Genomic DNA, 18,132 nt, shown 5'->3' on the forward strand with positions numbered 1-18,132 from the left:
TTATTGTGCTATTTGTAAATGGATTTAAGTCCTTTTTGAAGAAGGATCTGATCTTGCTTAATAAACTTAAGAAAATCTGCTGCAGAAACCTGGCCGGGATATGGCGCATAATAATGGTTATCTTTTTCCATTTCACGGTATCCGGCATTTCGCCATAAAAGCAAATACGAAGGTTTATTTTCCTGAATTGCCTTTGCCAGGATGGTTGTCCACCAGTTGGCTACCGGAATTTCTACAAAACCGATTTCTGCAATGGCGCTGATTTTATTTACACGCTTAGCAATATTATGCTGAATGGCCAGGTTTCTTGCAATTTCTTTGGCAAAGGTTTCTCCTTTTTCTGCTCCGTATTGGTACTGATCAAAGCTAAGCACATCTACAAACTTATCACCCGGATAACGTTCCAGATATTGTGCTTCTGTAGTAAAATCGCAGGGATTAAACACATAAATCAGGTTGTGCAACTTCTTTTTATCTTTCAAATAACCAACGGTAAATCGCCATAATGCTTTGTATTGATCGGGCGTACACGACTTTGTTCCCCACCAAAACCAGCCACCACCATTTTCGTGGAAGGGCCTGAACAGGATTGGAATGGCTTTCCCATCGCTGCCTTTTAAGGTATGGGCAAAGGCCGCAAACTGATCTAGCCAGCTTTTATACAGCGCATGTTTAGCGCCCTTTGGAAGAATAGATTTTACCGCAGTTGAGCTGGTATCCCATGCAGTTTTTCCATTATCAGGGTTGTGCATATGCCAGCTTAAGGTGCTGATTGCCCCCATATCATATGCTTTTTTGATGTAATCCTCCATTTTAGCAAATGGAACACCATCTATATTTTCTTTTTTATTGGTTTCCAAACCTGCTACATCCCAACCAAAAACTGCCGGATATTCGCCCGTAAGATCTTTGATATCACTCCGTCCTTCCTGGTATTTCCAACCCACACCATATGCCAGGTCATCCTGATGTCCGATAAGCGTTGCTTTGCCATAAAGGCTGGTTAAGTTTTTATAGAGATTCCGGGTTTCCAAGGTAGATTTATGATCAATCAGCTGGCCAAAAGACACAATGAAACTGACACATAAAAAGAGGAAGAAAGGCATTGTTTTCTTGATCATATTGCTATCTTTTGGTTAGAAATGAGGTCTGCTATAATTAAAGTCTAAAGTAGGAAGGTAATCATTTTTATAATAATACTATTTTAACCAAATGACATAGAATAACTATCATTTTTATTCTTATAAGTGCCTTGAAGTTTAATGAAAAACCCATTTTTTTATTAAATTGCATCAATGTTCTTTTATCTTAAAGATATCTATTTTGAACGCCAAAGGTTATGAATAATATTATCAAGGAAATTACGCCACTCACTCAGAACGATTGTTTCACTATATTTTCGAGGGTGAAAAAGGAATTTGATTTTCCGCTACATTTTCATGAAGAATTTGAGCTGAACCTGATTTTAAATGCACCTGGGGCAAAGCGAATTGTTGGCGATAATATTGAAGAAATTACCGACATGGAACTGGTGCTGATTGGCCCGAACCTTTCTCATGTATGGACTACCCACCATTGCAAAAGCGAGGAGATTACCGAGGTAACCATTCAGTGGCATAAAGATCTTTTTGATGATAAAATGCTTCGAAGAAATCAACTAAGTTTTATCCGGAAAATGTTTGAACGCTCGGTGCGGGGGATTCTCTTCCCCCGGGAAACCATTGAAAAAGTTTATAAACGCATTCTGGACATCGACCAATTGCAAGGGTTTGATTCTGTACTGGAACTGATGAGCATTCTGCACGATTTATCATCATCGAAAAGCATGCGGATTTTATCTGATGGCACGTTTAACAACGACCAGGTGATGAATTACAACAGCCGGCGGATTGATAAGGCTTTTGAATTTATGAATGCCAATTTTTATAAGGCCATTACGTTAAAAGATTTATCAAAGTTGGTAAGCATGACGGAAGTTTCCTTTAGCCGGTTTATTAAAAAGCGGACCGGAAATACCTTCATCGATAGTTTAAATGAAATCCGCTTGGGCCATGCCACGCGGATGTTGATCGAAACCACACATTCAGTTTCTGAAATTTCTTATAAATGTGGTTTTAATAATATCTCCAACTTTAACCGTTTATTTAAAAAGAAGAAACATTGTACACCGAAAGAGTTTAGAGAAAATTTCTCCGGAACGAGGGTGTTTATTTAGAACTATGATTGTTGGTTAGTTTTTTGGCTTGGTTGGTCATAATTGATTGATTCAGGTATCTTTTTAGGAAACCCAAATCAAATTTTTACCAATTATTTTGGTTCCAAAATTAACGTTAGCACATCGTGTGATGGAACTTCTGCATTTAGAATATTCTTTGTTGTTCCCAGCTGTTTATTCGTCCAGGCATTTTTAATTTGATAAGAAATTGCGCTGACGTTGAGGGTTTTGTTAAACACATCATCTACAATCTTTTCTTGCTTCCAGTTAAAAGCGATTTTCTTAGCTGTAGCCGAACGGTTTAGAAAAGACACCGCCCATTTTCCATTACTCATGGGTTTAAACCAGGTTTCAAATCCATCAGCTTTAGCATATCGAAATGCCTGAATACCTAAAGAATCCTGATTAATAGAAATGATTTCCTTGTTGGTTAGCACAGCCTGGGTTTCTTTGTCCATATTGCGTAAATCATTACCGGCGATTAAAGGGGCAGCAAGCATGGCCCACATCGAAAAATGTGCACGGTCTTCACCTGGCGTTAACTTTCCATTTCCAATTTCCAGCATATCAGGATCATTCCAATAGCCCGGCCCTGCATACTGTCGTAAGCCATCCTGCTTATCTACAATCTGCATTACGCCGAAAGATTTCCAGGTGCCGTGGTCTTCCACGCAATCGAAACAGTTGAAAATATCGCCACTGGTTCTCCAGAGCTGACCAACAGCAGGCCCCCAGATCCAGGGTTTATCCGTTCCCCATTCGCAAATACTCAACACCATCGGCCTGCCTGCTTTTTGCAATGCAGCCATTATGGTTTTGTATGCGCCTTCTGCTTTTAATCCTTCAGTATTACACCAGTCATATTTTAAATAATCTACACCCCATTTGGCATAGGTGAGAGCATCCTGAAATTCGTAACCTCGACTTCCAGGCCGGCCGCCACAAGTTTGAGAACCGGCATCAGAGTACAAGCCTAATTTTAGTCCCTTACTGTGAATGTAGTCTGCCAGTGCCTTCATCCCTGAGGGAAATCTCTTGGCATCCGGATGAATAAAACCCAAACTATCACGGTCGCCATGCCAGCAATCATCAATATTAATGTAGGTATAACCCGCCGCTTTCATCCCAGAACTTACCATGGCATCTGCTGTTTCTTTGATCAGTTTTTCATCCACATTGCAGGAAAACTTGTTCCAGCTGTTCCATCCCATGGGTGGAGTGAGTGCTAAGCCTTCAAACTTGGTATATTTCTGGGCATAATTATTCCCCTGGCCAAAGGCGATGGAAATATGGAGCATGGCCATTGTAAATAATGCCAGTTTTAATTTCATTTTTTAAATTTATTGATTTAATTTTTTGAGTTGCGTACGGATATATTGTCCAGCAGGGGTAAGTTCTTCAGGTTTCCATTGTCCTTTTACTGAAGCACCAGGTTGAAGAATTGCGGTGGTTTCTTTTTTATCAGTGATGTTCCAGTTCGCCCAACTGAGCTGGTGGCGTTCCATCCAGGCCAGCCATTTATTCGTCTTTTCGAGGTTAAATTCGCCATTTCCATCAGCTTCTCCAACGCCCCATTCAGTTACCATTATTGGCACCCCGGCAGCGATGGCTGCATCTGCCTTTTTCATCAAAAGTTCCTGATGATTTGGATCAGATGCGTAAAAATGGAAGGAATAGGCGATATTGTTATAACCTTTAATCGGATCCTTAGCGGCCACATCGATATCCTGGTCCCAGGTCGGGCTCCCAACAATGATGAGGTTCGCAGCATCATATTTTCTAATTTCTGCAATCACCTGTGTTGCGTAATCTTTAACCGTTTGCCAGGCTATTTTCTCTGGCTCGTTAAACACCTCATAAATTACATTAGGTTTGCCAGCGTATATTTTAGCCATTTTTGTGAAGAAAACTTTCGATTGTGCCAGGTGCTGATCTGCATGATGGTCGTGCCAATCGATCAGCACATACAAACCGTTTGCAATGGACGCATCAATGGTTTTTACCACCAGTTTTTCTTGTTCAGCGGATTGTTGCAAATATCCGCTATCAGGCTGGACCGCCATAGATACCCGCAGCAAATTGATGCTAAAATCTGACCTTAGCCAGTTCACCACCTTAGGATTATAATATTTTTTTCCTTGCCAAATGCTCCATGATAAACTGATGCCACGCAATTGTGGCGGAACATTTTTGCTGTTTACAATTTTTCCATTCAGCACTTTTAGCTGACCATTTCTTTCTACCCAATTAATGTTTTGAGCAAATGTTGTGGCAGCTACTAACACCGCAATTAATAAGATTAAAAATTTCTTCTTCATCAGATTGGAATTGAAAGTTGTTTTTAAAATTCGTTGACTTACTTCTTTGTAAACTGTCTGATTACCTTCCAGGTCGAATGATCTGAATCAAAACGGCATTTAAACCCTGCTCTTCCTGTGGCGGATCGCCAGAAAAATCATCGCCATCTTGCCAGAACAACTGACCTTTTACAGGGCGGGAACTACCACCAAAAGTCCAGAAATTGCACCCGGCAATTGCGCCGTTCATTTTCTTACTATTTTTCCAATGCTTAAAAATGCTTCCAAAATATTCATCGCGAAGCTGGGTGCTTAATGCCGGGTCAAATGAATGCCCATCTCTGGGCAAGCCAAATTCTTCAATAACCAGTGGCTTGTTTAACGCTTTGGCAATATTTTCATGCTGTTGAATGTATTCGGTTGTTTTCTGAATCACTTCAGGAAGACTTTCCTTTGTTGGTGAATCTTTAAACCACCCCCAATTTTTTGGCCAGATGTGTATCGTCAGGTAATCAACATTTCTATCGCTGTGAATTTCTTTAAACAAGTCCCAGTTTTCTTCCGTGCCCATGAAACCCTCCGTCCCGATGGTAACCAAATGGTTTTTATCAATTGATTTAATGTAACCAGCTGTTGATGAAATCCATTTCTGATAACTTTCAACTGCATCTGCACGCATAGGTCTGGGTTCATTTGCCAGTTCCCAGGCCATGATGGCAGTTTCGTTGATATACTTTATTCCGGTATAACTATTTCTATGGCTAATGATGAAATCCAGCTGCTTTTTGTAATCGCTTTTGCAGGGGTCACAATCGTAAAATTTACTGGTATAATCCCGTTGTTCATCCCAAGTGAGTTTTCGTTTCAGGGTTTCCTGATCAATTTTGCCATTCCAATTCAGGTATTGCAAAAAGCCTCCGCTCCATTCCCAATTGTTACTTAAATAAATTACGGCATACATTTTACGTTTAGCCATTTCCATCAACAGGAAATCCAGACTATTTAAAATCTCCTCATTAAAGATCTGATGTTGTGGCTGTAAAGCTGGTTTTACCCGGTCTACCCCATTAATCTTTCCTTCGCCCTCGGCACCTACCAGTACCCTTAGGTTATTAATGCCACGCGATTTCAGAAAATTGAGTTCGCTGATTAATCTTTTTTTCCCTTTTACAGGATCTTTTTCCAACGCCAGGAGACCACCATACCAGTAATTTGCACCAATAAAATAATAAGGTTTTCCGGCAATGGTAAATTGTTGTGCGGTTTGTTTCACAAATGCCTGTTGTGCATTTGCGGTTAGCATAAGGCTGAAACTTAAGAGGAAGAGATTTATTTTTTTAATCATTTTTATTTTTAAAAAAGGCTGAGTCATTTTAGTCATCGGGTAAATACTTAGCACGTTGGCTATATTCATCCGATGACTAATGACTAATAGCTAGATAAATCCAATATCGTCTACATAAATTACACTTGGTACGGCATTGCCTAAACTTTGCAGCACAAACTCTGTAATTACCGTTGGATTACCTAAATCCTTAAGTGGAATCGTATAATCAGTATAAGTTCCTGGCGTTAGTGTAATCGGCACTGCGTTTCCGTAGTTTCCATTAATAACCAGTTGTACCCGGCTTCCTGCAACAATTCCGGCACCTCCATAAATAGACAATTTAATCGCTGTTAAGCCTGACCGGGTTACATCAATAGTTGAGCCATTATAACCAATTTGTAATGCACCATAGGCATCGGTAAAGGTGGTGGCTATGGCATTTGTACCGCGTTTAACCTGAACAGTACTAGCCAGGTTTATGGTACTGTTATAGCCTAAATAAGAACCCCATCCTGTCGGGAAGGCATCATCGTAAAGAAGAGATTTAAAGCCAAACGAACCAACTGATTGGGTAGTACCACCCGGTGTAGTTACTAAAATCCGGGCTTGTACAACTCCTGCAGGCACTCTTACCTGAATTTGTGTCTTGGTTGGTGTGCCAATAATCTCAGCAGGAACTAAATCAAAAGCAACTCTTGTTACGCCTTCAAAGATGCTTCCTAAAATGGTAACCGTTTCGCCAGCTCCGGCCGCTACCGGACTAAAAGAGGTAATTACGGGTGGTGGTTGCAAAATCGGGAAATCGAAACTCGCAGTACCGAACTTAGTGGTTACTACCAATTTATTGCTCTGACTGGTTCCGTAAGGTGTTTGCTCCGGGATGGAGATGATAATGCTTTTATCTGTCAGCAATGCTGGATTATAATTCACCTGCAAGCCATTAAAAGAAACCGAAAGCGTGGTTAAAAGGTTCTCCCCAACAATTGCATATTGGTTATTTAATCTTCCGGCCACAACGGTAGAATCGAAACTCACTTGTCTGGTTTCATCATAAGTAAGATTTGAATCCAGCGTAATGCGATGAACCACGTTTTTAAGGGTATCAGTTTTACTGATGAGCCTTACTCTGGTAATTACCGGCTGACCGCCAGCGCCTTCATCTGTTTTTTTACATGAGGCATAACCCAATACCAGGGTGAACAATACCATGAACATGGCAAAGTTTGATTGTTTATTGATCTTTTTCATGTTCATTTTATTTAAAAACATAAGGAACTGGTGGTTGAATTAATTTAGGATTCGAGGCTACTTCTGTTGCCGGGAAAGGGAACAGGAATTTACTGTTCGTCATGCTGTAATAGCCATTTCCAAAACTGTTTGAAGGCACACTGTTATCACCCGCACCACGATCCTGTTGATTAATAATGGTAATGGCATTAGGATGGTTGCTTACATTAAATCCATCCAGGCGAGCTAAATCGAACCAATAATCAAACTCAAACATAAATTCACGTCTGCGTTCTTCCAGAATATCATCGCGATAGAACTGCGCAGGTGCATTTGATGGTTTGCCTGGCGTATTGTTGGCAGTAAAATAACCACGTCTGATTTCGGTAAGGTTACCAAGGCCGGCACGGGTTCTGATTTTATTGATTGCCGCTAGAGCCTGAGGGTTTGTGCTGTTTCTGGAAGTACCCATAATCGATTCGGCAAGAATCAGGTAAACTTCTGCATAACGCATCATGTAAGTATTATTGTTTGAAGATTGTGCAGAGCCAATGCCACCATTATCTGCAGGTGTACCCACTACATATTTTTTAACGAAAGCACTTGTTCCCTGTCCTTGGTTGGCCTGATGGGTATAACCGCCCGCCGCCTGATTGATTTCCGGATAGTTTGATCCCGTTACCATAATGGTTGGTTTAAAACGTTTATCATCCTGTTGAAAAGCAAATAAAGCATCAAATGTTACTCCTAAAACGCCGTATCCATCTCCGGTTCCGGTAATGGACGTATTGGCTGCCCAGGAAGCTTGTAAAGGATTACCCTTGCCATAACCACCTGCACCTGCCCATTGCAATGCAATTACCGATTCTTCGTTATTATTATTGGCGGTTAAAAACAGATCCTTGAACTCTTTGCCAGGAACATCAGCACCGTATAATTTAAATTCGCCACTCGAAATTACTTTCTCTGCCGCAGCACGTGCGTTTGTATAATCCTGCATGTAGAGGTAAACTTTAGCCAGTAATGCAGTTGCAGATCCACTCGAAACGCGACCCTGAGCTAGTGAATTTCCACTTCTGATTTGAGGGATTAAATTGGCCTCTGCAAATTTCAGATCGTTCAGAATAAATTTGTACACATCAGTTACCGGGTTGGTATTTACCTGGAAATTTTCTACATAATCCAGGGTGTTTTCAATAATTGGCACATTGCCAAAAAGCCTCACCAAATGGAAATAAGAAAGGGCTCTGAATAAACGCGCTTCTCCTAAAGCCTGGTTAACCACTTTTCTATCTACAGTAGCTGGAACTTTAGCAGGCAAGTTGTTAATAATCGCATTCGATTGTGCAACTACGATCCATAAAGAATTGTATGCATTAGCCAGTTCACTGTTGCCATCTGTTACCGAGAAGTTTCCAAAGTTAGCCACATCAGAAGAATAAGAACGGCCGTTTCCGCCGGCCATTTCTGTAATGGCCCACCCACCTTTAGTTACCCAGCCAAACCAGGCTGCACTATAAAGAATGTTGGTGCTTGATGATACCTGATCGGCAGTTTTGTAAAAGTTATCTAAAGTGATGGAGCTTTGTGGCGGCCGATCGAAAAATTCTTTTTTACAACTGGTTACCGTAGTCATGGTAAGCACAGCAATTGCAAGGGAATATTTTATATATGTCTTCATGTTTTTATAGTTAAAATTCTGCATTAAGTCCAAAAGTAAACGTGCGTGGAATCGGGTATCTACCACTATCTACATTGGTTAAAAACACGTTATAGTTCTGATTACCTACCTCTGGGTCAAGCCCTTTGTATTTCGTAAATACATACAGGTTTTGCACACTGGCGAAAACTTTTAACCTGTTTAGTTTAGCCTTGCGGATAATTTCCTGTGGAATATTATAAGCCAGGTTTACATTCTGAACCCTTAAGAATGAACCGGTTTCTATAAAACGGTCTGAACTTTTAAGGTTCGGATTATCTCCACCTCTTGGTGCAGGGATGTTAGAACTTGTGTTTGTTGGTGTCCAGAAATTAATGGCAGATGCCAGTTGATTTTGGTATTGACCAGAAAGCCCTTGCAACTGATAATTTAATGCGTTATAGATTTTAGCTCCATAAGAACCATTTAAAAAGATCGATAAGTCGAAAGATTTAAAAGAGAAATTATTGGTAATGCCGTAAGTGAATTTTGGATTTGGATTGCCTAATGAGGTCTGATCCAGCTCATCAATTTTACCATCTCCGTTAATGTCTTCATATTGGATATCACCTAACCAGGTACCTGCGCTATTGTTAGCTATTGGTCTTGCAAACTGAACAGGCGCATTTCTCAACTGTGCATCGGTACGGAAAATATCCTTCACTTTGTAACCGTAAAATTCTCCGATTGATCCACCTACCTGTGTTCTGGTTACCGTCATCTGCAAGAAGCTTACGTTAATTTTTCCATCGATAAAAGGAACACCATCTGCCAGAGACAATACCTTATTGGTGTATTTTGAAAGGATGAGGGTAGTATGCCATTTGAAATTACCCGTTAAGTTTTTGCTGTTTAATGTAAAATCGAAACCTTTGTTGCTTACTTTACCACCATTAATATAAGGTGGACTAATTACTCCTGTGCCAGAATAAGCGGCTGGTTGCCCAACCAAATAAGCCGGAAGTGGTTTTTGGAAAAGGAAATCTTTTGATGTTTTATTGAAATAATCGAAAGAGGCATCGATTCTGCCTTTGGCTAAGCTAAAATCAATCCCCGCATTGGTTTGTATGGCACTCTCCCAGGTTAAGTTAGGGTTAGCCACTTTATCAACAGCAAAACCGGTACCTAATCCAGTAACCACTGGTGTTAAGGCAGATCCGTACTGGTAATTTGGCAAATTCTGATTTCCCACTTCTCCATAACCCAATCTGAATTTAATATTATCCGCAATATCCTTCAGGCCAGCCATGAAAGATTCATCAGAAAGGCGCCACGAAACTGCAAATGCCGGGAAATAACCAGTTTGTTTTCCTTCTACAAATTTGGATGATTTATCTGAACGAATGGTTGCCGTTAAGCTGTATTTATTGTTGTAAGTGTAAATACCACGCGCAAAATAAGATTCTAAAGCCTGACTGTCTTTGTACTCACCAATAATGGCTGTTTTAAGGTCTCCTAAACCAAGCGTTTGCAAATCATTGCTTAAAAACTTTTGGATGGAAGCATCTGTGCCTCCCCATGATTGTTCATTTACTTCATAACCCAAAAGCGCAGTAAGGTTATGTTTCCCGAAGGTATGTGCATAGGTTAAATACTCTTTCCAACCCCAATATGTGGTATTTGAATTGTATTCCTGTAATCTGGCGGTCTGGTTTCCAAAAATTCCATATTGGTAAGTTGGCGTAAATACCCGGGCTGCAGAATAATTGAAATCGCCGTTTACTTCCGATCTTAATGTCAGATCTTTTGAGAACTTAATCTCACCATAAAATGCACCATTAACATTACTTCTATTTAAAACGTTGGTGATATCCAAAGACTGTGCAACCGGATTAATTTGTCCACCTTGCTGATTTGAATTTGGAATCGGGCCGGCAAAAGAGCCATCGGGATTTCTAACGGCTTGATCAGGCGCACTTAAAAGCGCATTATAAACCACACCGGTATTGTTAGATAAGCCCTGGTTTTCATTTGAACGACTACCAAATAAAGACAAGCCAACTTTTAACCATGGCTTTACCTGGCTGTTGATGTTAGAACGGAAAGTGTATCTTTTATAATCACTGCCTAAGATCGTACCATCTTGTTTAAGATAACCTCCGGATAAGTAATAATCTAAGCCATCTTTACCGCCAGATATACCTAGCTGATGATTTTGCATGGCCGCATTTCTGAAAATTTCATCTTGCCAGTCTGTACCTTTTCCCAATAAATTAGGGTCTGCAAATTCAGATCTCCGCTGAACGCCGGTTACATCTGCCAATGCATTTTGTAATACGGCATACTGCTGAAGATTCATCACATCCAGAAACTTCCCTTGTTGTGAAATGGCGCCATAGCCATCGTAAGTAACTCTTGCCGAACCATTTTTACCCCGTTTGGTGGTGATGATAATTACACCATTTGATGCCCGGCTTCCGTAAATGGCGGTAGCAGAAGCATCTTTTAATACGTCTATGGATTCGATATCACTTGGATTGATGGCAGAAAGCGGACTCACAGCAGATTCGCCATTGTTTGGCGATAAACCCACAGTTCTACCACTGGTGGCCTGATTGGTCGCATCGCCGGAAATCGGCACCCCATCAATTACATATAAAGGTTCATTGGATAAACTAAGTGAAGTTACACCGCGTACCCGAACGGAAGTCGAACTCCCTGGCGCACCTGAGTTTTGAGTAATGGTTACGCCGGATGCCTTTCCCTGAAGCATCTGATCGATACTTACCTGGGGAACATTGGCAATATCTGCTGCCTTAACAGAAGAAATTGCACCATTAACATCGCCTCTTTTCTGACTTCCATAGCCAATTACCACTACATCAGATAAGTCTGTTGTAGCCGATTTAAGCACAATATTGATGGCATTTCTGTTTCCTACCAAAACCTCTTGCCTGGTAAGGCCAATGAAAGAGAAGACCAATGTGATGGCTGATCCTGTTGGAACGGTAATAACATATTTACCATCTGATGAGGTAGAAACTGCTGTTTTTGAGCCTTTTACTGAAACCACTGCACCGGGCAGTGTAGTACCTTTCTCGTCTGAAACAGTTCCTGAAATTTGTCTGCTTGTAGTGTTCTGTGCCAGCGCAGGGAATAGCGAAGCCAGAAATACGACACACAGCATGGTTGCTCGTAACGTTTTATACATAATGTTTATATTTGGGTTAGTTGTATTTTTACTCAAATTTACCACCCTTAATAGAAACATTTGTAATAGTATTTTAACTTAACCTAGTTAAAAAAAGACATCTGCATTAATAAAGAACAACTAAAGCAATCATTATCAGCATAAAGCAAGAAAAGCTCGTGTTGTACTTTTTTGCTGAAAAGAATTAATGTATTGCCTTCATCATTCTCATTTCCTATCACTTACACCAATTAAACAACATTAGCTTACTTAAATTTTACCTTCAGATTTGTCGGTTTTAATCCGGAGCCTGAAGCTTTTAAAAATACATCATTTTGTCCCGGTGTTTTCTGCATGATTACCTGTGCAAAACCACTGAAAAGTTTTCTTTTCCATTTTGCGGCTGGTGTGTACAGCTGAATGGCACCCAGATCTGAATTAATAACATCCCAGCTGTTCTTCTTTAGTAATGGAGTGGACAGAATGGTGATGGTGTTTTTTCCGACTTTTAGCACTGAACGATCAAGAACAAAACGATTTCCCTTTTCACTTGCCGGAATCTTTGAGGCCAGGTTTTTACCGTTGATATAAATAGATTGTTCTCTTCCGAGGCTCTTGTAGAAAAAGGTAATTTTGTTTTGGTCATTCCAATAAGGAAGATCGAAATCACCCTGATAAGCTAAAGCTTTTACTTTTTTCCCAAAATCCTGTGTCCGTTCCTGCGTAAAGGCAGCTTCCCATTTTTGCTGACTTTTATCGATTTCAATCAGGTTATCTATATTGGAGATGGCCTTTTCTTCGAGGTGATTAATCTTGATGACCTCAATCTGCTCAATAAACTGATCTGCCTCTAATGAAGTTGGATTGCCATTTCCTACGCCTATAATCCTGGCAGGCCCGCTCACCTGGAAATCTATTTCGTTAACCGCAGTGGGCACCACATTGCCTGATGCATCTTTAACCGCCACAGTGAAGATGGCAATATTTGGGTTCTCTACAGGTATTTTTTCTTGTGTTACCGAAACCCGTACCGGAGCATTGGTTGTTTTGACTAAATCACTTTGAATTTTTTTTCCATTTTTAAAGCCAACGGCTTCCAGCACACCTGGCCTATAATTAACCGTCCAGGTTAAATGGCCATTTTTTTCCATGCGCTTTTTACCCAGACTGCGTTTATTCAGGAGCAATTCTACTTCATCGCAATTGCTGTACACCCAAACTTCTTTAGGCTTATTTTCTTCACCTTGCCAGTTCCAGTATGGCAGGATATGCACGGTAGGCTGATCTGTCCACCAAGACTTCAGATACCAGGCACTATCTTTTGGAAAACCACATAAATCGAGCATGCCGAAATAAGAAAGTACCGATGGCCAGCCAAAAGGAGTGGGTTCGCCGCGATAATCAAAGCCTGTCCAGATGAACATTCCGGCCAGGTAAGGGCGGGCGGCATAATGCTTCCATCCATTTTCCAGGCTCAAAAAGTTATCATTTTGTTTAACATCATAAGCTGCCAATTCATTTCTCGGTCTGTTATCTACATATAAACCCCGGCTGGCCACAGTAGAGCCCTCTTCTGTTCCCCAGCTTAATTGCGCAGGATATTTCTGATGCTGTTCATCGGTATTTTTGGTGGCCACATAGTTATAACCTAAAAGATCAATCACGGTAGAAATGCCATTGCCAATCCCACCGCTGATGGCGGCAGTTACGGCCCTGCAGCTATCAATGGTTTTCACATAGGCTTGCATGGTGGTGGCAATCCTGGCTCCGGTAATGTTCCCTTCAATGTTCCATTCTTCATTCCCAATAGACCAGCTGATAATGCTGGGGTGGTTACGGTCACGGATGATCAGTCTTTTTAAGTCGTTTAAATGTAGATCGTTAATACCCATTAACCGATTTTCATCAATTACGAGCATGCCCAAACGATCACAAGCTTCGAGTAATTCTACCGTTGGCGGATTATGCGAACAACGGTAGGCATTGCTTCCTAATTCCTTTAACTTACTGATTCTGAAATATTGCAATTCATTGGGCAACGCTACACCAAGCCCGGCATGATCCTGATGGTTATTGGTGCCTTTAATTTGAACGCGTTTTCCATTCAGAAAGAAGCCTTTATTCGCATCGAAATGGATGGTTCTGATGCCAAAGGGTGTCTTATAAGTGTCTACAATTCGCCCATCAACGCTTATTTTTGTCATCATTTGATACAAATACGGTTTTTCTAAATCCCATAGCTGAGGATCATTAAGTGCAATCTTTAATGAAAATTCATGTGCTTCTAAAGCCTTCATCCTGAGATTTTCTAAATTCCCTGAAGCCACTACTTTTCCAGCTGCATCAATAATTTCCTGTGTGATGTTAAATTTTGAAGTGGTTAAGGCATCATTCTTTAAAATAACGCTCGCTGCAATTAGCGCATTGTTGCTATTAACTGTACTCTGTACAAAGGTTCCGTTTGGCGCCACATGTAGTGGATTATTTTTGTTCAGCCAAACGTGGCGATAAATCCCGGCGCCCTCGTAAAACCAGCCTTCTTCCATGGTTACATCTACCCTGACGGCAATTACATTTTCACCACCATAATTCAGGTAATCGGTAATGTCGTATTCAAAACCGAGGTAACCGCTTGGTTCGTTCCCAAGATAATGGCCATTTACCCAAACAATCGAATTCCGGAAAACGCCATCAAAAGCGATGCTGATTTTTCTTCCCAAATCACCTTTCGGGATAAAAACAGATTTGCGATACCAACCCACGCTCGCGTCAGGGAAATTCCGGCCGATAGCTTTAAAACCATGACTGAAACTGGCTTTCTCACTAAAAGGTTGCGCTACGGCCCAATCATGAGGTAAATCGAGCTTTCGCCAGGTACGGTCGTCAAAGCCAGCAGCTGCGGCGCCATCACCATAACCAGTTTTGGCCAGGTAAGAAAAATAACTTGTGCCGTTTTGATAATCCTTTTGGGTATCGAACGGATGACCAAGTGCAAAACGCCAGCCCGTATCAATCAGTAAGTGTTCACGCCCTTTTTCTACTCCGGTTTGTGCCTGAGCAAATTTTGAAAGGCAAATGATTATTAATAAAAAGCGGAGAAATATTTTCATGGTTTAGTGGGCTAAGTGAGCAGATTATTCAACTAAAAGATATTGAACAGAATAAGGTGCCGATTCAAATTTGATTTTATCGGTAGTGATGCCTGAAAGGGCTTTAATTTTTTCTGGATGTGCTGGTCCGCCAGCTGAATAACTAGTTGTTTTACCATTAACAAATACTTTTTGAGAAAAAGCACCATTGTCTTTAAGTGCAAAACAGCAATAAAATCCAGGTACCAATCAGCCGCTGCATATTTAAAATTTAACGTTGATTTGTCTACCCATATATCGAAGCGTTTTTTCTGGTGTTTGATTAAAATCTAATGGCTTTGCTTTCTTCGGCGTAATCCGGATGATGTGAAAAGTTCTGTTTTCCAGCATGCCTTTGAAACTGCCTTTTCGATCTGCAATGGTCAGTGTTTTATCGCTTTCACTATATTTTAGATCGATGGTTGTAAATGCTCCTTTTTCATAGCCATAACTTGTGCCGTCATCTTCATAAAGGGTAAATGTAGCATCCCGGCCAGTGTAAATGTAAAGGGTAATGGGATCAGCAGGTTTCTCTGCGGTATATTGAATTTCCGGACCGTAAGGAATAATGGAACCTGCTTTTACATAAACCGGCATTTGGCTATATGGTGCCTTGGCGGTAATGGTTTGCCCACCTTTAACATAGGTTCCGGTGTACAAATCGTACCAGCCGTTTTGCCCGGGTAAATAAACTTTTCTGCTGGTTGCACCATATTGATAAACCGGGTTGATCATTAATGATGGGCCAAAAAGATATTGATCTCCAATGTTGTTCACCTTTGCATCTGCGGCATAATCCATCATCAAACCACGCATCATGGTGTGGTCTTTCTGATAGGCATTTCCGGCCAGCGAATAAATATAGGGCATCAAACGGTAGCGCAATTTGTTGTAGAACAACATGCTTTTATAGGCAGCGTGTTCAGGCGGTGCAATGTTATAAATTTCGCGGAAAGGAAATTGCCCGTGCGACCTGAACAAAGGCACAAAAGCACCAAACTGGTACCACCTTGTGTTAAGTTCCCGCCATTCGGCCAGATTAGCGGCATTGGGTTTTTCATATCTTCTTTCAACAGAAAAACCACCAATATCCATTGTCCAGTAAGGCAAACCAGATAGAGAGAAGTTAATGCCCGCAGCAATTTGCGATTTCATGTCTTCCCATCTCGAGGCAATGTCTCCGCTCCAGGTGGCAGCCGCGTAACGTTGCAAACCCCCATAAGCCGAGCGTGTTAAAATAAATACGCGGTTGTTCGGGTTGGCTTCCCGCTGCCCTTCATAAACCCCTTTAGAATTTTGCAAAGGAAAGGCATTAAAGTATTTGGTTGCTGACCCTAAGAAATTAGGATTCATCAGTTGCTTACGCTCGTCTACAGGTAGATTGGAATGAATATCTGGTTCTGTAGCGTCCATCCACCAGGCATCTACTCCTTTGGTATATAGCGATTTATTCATCAGGCTCCAGAACAGGCTTCTGGCTTTTGGATTAAAGGCATCATAAAAAGTAGAAGGATAACCAAGCCAGTCTTTTCTGCCATCGGCAATGTTGCGTTTATACAAAAAGCCATTTTTATTCATGAGGTCATAATTGGCATTGCCGCTATAAAACTTTGGCCAAACAGATACCATTAAATGGGTGTGGTAGGTATCATGCAGGATTTTGATCATGGCATCTGCATCAGGGAAACGACTTTTATCAAATTCATGTGTGCCCCAGCTATCTGGTTTCCAGTATTGCCAGTCGAGGACGACGTTATCCAGCGGAATTTTACGTGCCCGGTATTCTTTCACCACATCCAGCAATTCTGCCTGTGTTTTATACCTTTCTCTGCTTTGCCAAAAACCCATTGCCCATTTAGGCATCAGCACGGCCTTGCCAGTGAGCGTTCTATAACCGCTAATCACTTCATCCGCATTAGCGCCCGACACAAAATAATAATTGATTTCATCACCTGCTTCAGAAGAAAAAGCATATTGATCTGCTTCTGCTTTGGCTACTGGAACCAGACATTTCACCGCCAGGTAAGATTCACCTCCATCAGGAACCCACTCTATTTTAAAATCATACTTTTTATCTTTTAACATTTCGGCACCTACAACAGCCGAACCCGGATTCCAGGCCTGCCGCCACTTATCAACCAACAGTTCACCATTGATCCACACTTTGATGTAACCCGCATATTTCACACTAAACTGGTGGAGGCCGGAAGAACCGGAAGCGATTTTGCCTTCCCATTTCACAATTCCATCGGCCAGTTTAAAGCTATCCGGAAATTTTTTCATATCACTCAAAAAGGAATAACTGATCTCTGATTCGGCTCTTTGAATGGGTTTTTTATTGTTTTTCTGATCGGTGTAAGTTGCCGTTAACCAGCCCTGATTTCCTTCCTTCGAAAATAACGCCAGGTTAGAAAGTGGCTGATAATCCCTAACATCGCCCACTTTGGTGATGGCATAATTGTCCCACAAAATGCCATAATTCTTATTGCTGAGTAAAAACGGAATGGCAACATCGGTATTGTTTTGAAGCAGGACGACCTGTTTGCCTTTGTAATTCATCATATCATCCTGATGCTGACCTAAACCGTAAAGTGCTTCATCAGCAGGAGAATTAAATGTTTGTGTGATCTGATAGCTGGCTTCGCCATCATTTGAAACAGCACTAAACGACCGTGAAACTTGTGTTTTTTCTTCGAGAATATTTTTACCATCTAGGTGCTGGTATTGAATCTGGCCAGTTTTAACATCTACTTTAACCAGCAGCAACTTCGTTTTAAGCTGAATCTGATCTTGATTTTCGGTCACCGTCCAATCGGCATTGGCTTTAACCGGAAGCACCATTAAACTTGGTTCGGTTGAAAACTCATCATTTGGAGAGATCACCGTATGAATGATCTGATCAGAAATAACATCTATCTTAATCTGTTTCCCAACATTTGCCGAGCTCATTTCCGGCCTAACAATTATGCCTTGATTTGTTTTTTGGTAGTGCAGGTTCTGTGAGAAACTGTACAATGGAAATGACAATAGAATCGCTGTTGTAGCCAGCAAAAAGGTATATTTTCTCATAGATTTTAACTTAGCTGGCCATCGGTAGAATGGTAAGCAA

Annotated in this window: 11 protein-coding genes; 1 reads left to right on the forward strand and 10 read right to left on the reverse strand. The window is 41.1% G+C overall.

All coding sequences use genetic code 11. The features are described from left to right. Positions 1 to 8: 8 nt before the first annotated feature. Positions 9 to 1,121, reverse strand: a complete 1,113-nt coding sequence (locus ACN1CD_RS00530; protein ID WP_419128291.1) for a glycoside hydrolase family 26 protein — start codon at positions 1,119 to 1,121, stop codon at positions 9 to 11. Between the two features lie 218 nt (positions 1,122 to 1,339). Between ACN1CD_RS00530 and ACN1CD_RS00535 the strand changes: the two genes are divergently transcribed. Next, on the forward strand, positions 1,340 to 2,215 hold the full coding sequence (locus tag ACN1CD_RS00535) for an AraC family transcriptional regulator (protein WP_320463636.1): 876 nt from the start codon (positions 1,340 to 1,342) through the stop codon (positions 2,213 to 2,215). 92 nt (positions 2,216 to 2,307) lie between these two features. On the opposite strand, the gene ACN1CD_RS00540 is transcribed toward ACN1CD_RS00535, so the two are convergent. The 9 genes from ACN1CD_RS00540 to ACN1CD_RS00580 form a co-directional block, all read right to left on the reverse strand. After that, entirely contained in the window at positions 2,308 to 3,546 is a 1,239-nt protein-coding gene (locus ACN1CD_RS00540) for a glycoside hydrolase family 27 protein (protein WP_419128292.1), read from the reverse strand. Positions 3,547 to 3,555: 9 nt separating this feature from the next. Continuing rightward, positions 3,556 to 4,533, reverse strand: coding sequence for a glycoside hydrolase family 5 protein (locus ACN1CD_RS00545; protein ID WP_419128293.1), 978 nt, complete (start codon positions 4,531 to 4,533; stop codon positions 3,556 to 3,558). 61 nt (positions 4,534 to 4,594) lie between these two features. Further along, on the reverse strand, positions 4,595 to 5,857 hold the full coding sequence (locus ACN1CD_RS00550) for a glycoside hydrolase 5 family protein (protein ID WP_419128294.1): 1,263 nt from the start codon (positions 5,855 to 5,857) through the stop codon (positions 4,595 to 4,597). 90 nt (positions 5,858 to 5,947) lie between these two features. Continuing rightward, positions 5,948 to 7,087: a hypothetical protein gene (locus ACN1CD_RS00555; protein WP_419128295.1), complete on the reverse strand. Its 1,140-nt coding sequence runs from the start codon at positions 7,085 to 7,087 to the stop codon at positions 5,948 to 5,950. Positions 7,088 to 7,094: 7 nt separating this feature from the next. Beyond that, the gene (locus tag ACN1CD_RS00560) at positions 7,095 to 8,747 is read right to left on the reverse strand and encodes a RagB/SusD family nutrient uptake outer membrane protein (protein WP_419128296.1); all 1,653 of its coding nucleotides are present in this window, start codon (positions 8,745 to 8,747) and stop codon (positions 7,095 to 7,097) included. 10 nt (positions 8,748 to 8,757) lie between these two features. Next, the gene (locus ACN1CD_RS00565; RefSeq protein ID WP_419128297.1) at positions 8,758 to 11,916 is read right to left on the reverse strand and encodes a SusC/RagA family TonB-linked outer membrane protein; all 3,159 of its coding nucleotides are present in this window, start codon (positions 11,914 to 11,916) and stop codon (positions 8,758 to 8,760) included. A gap of 245 nt (positions 11,917 to 12,161) precedes the next feature. Beyond that, entirely contained in the window at positions 12,162 to 15,005 is a 2,844-nt protein-coding gene (gene galA / locus ACN1CD_RS00570; RefSeq protein WP_419128298.1) for a beta-galactosidase GalA, read from the reverse strand. A 24-nt stretch (positions 15,006 to 15,029) separates the two neighbouring features. Continuing rightward, on the reverse strand, positions 15,030 to 15,233 hold the full coding sequence (locus ACN1CD_RS00575; protein ID WP_419128299.1) for a hypothetical protein: 204 nt from the start codon (positions 15,231 to 15,233) through the stop codon (positions 15,030 to 15,032). A gap of 15 nt (positions 15,234 to 15,248) precedes the next feature. Continuing rightward, positions 15,249 to 18,092 (reverse strand): TIM-barrel domain-containing protein, encoded by a 2,844-nt coding sequence (locus ACN1CD_RS00580; protein ID WP_419128300.1) that lies wholly within the window; start codon positions 18,090 to 18,092, stop codon positions 15,249 to 15,251. Positions 18,093 to 18,132: the final 40 nt, after the last annotated feature.

Source organism: Pedobacter sp. N23S346, from assembly GCF_048515415.1.
Lineage (GTDB): Bacteria > Bacteroidota > Bacteroidia > Sphingobacteriales > Sphingobacteriaceae > Pedobacter.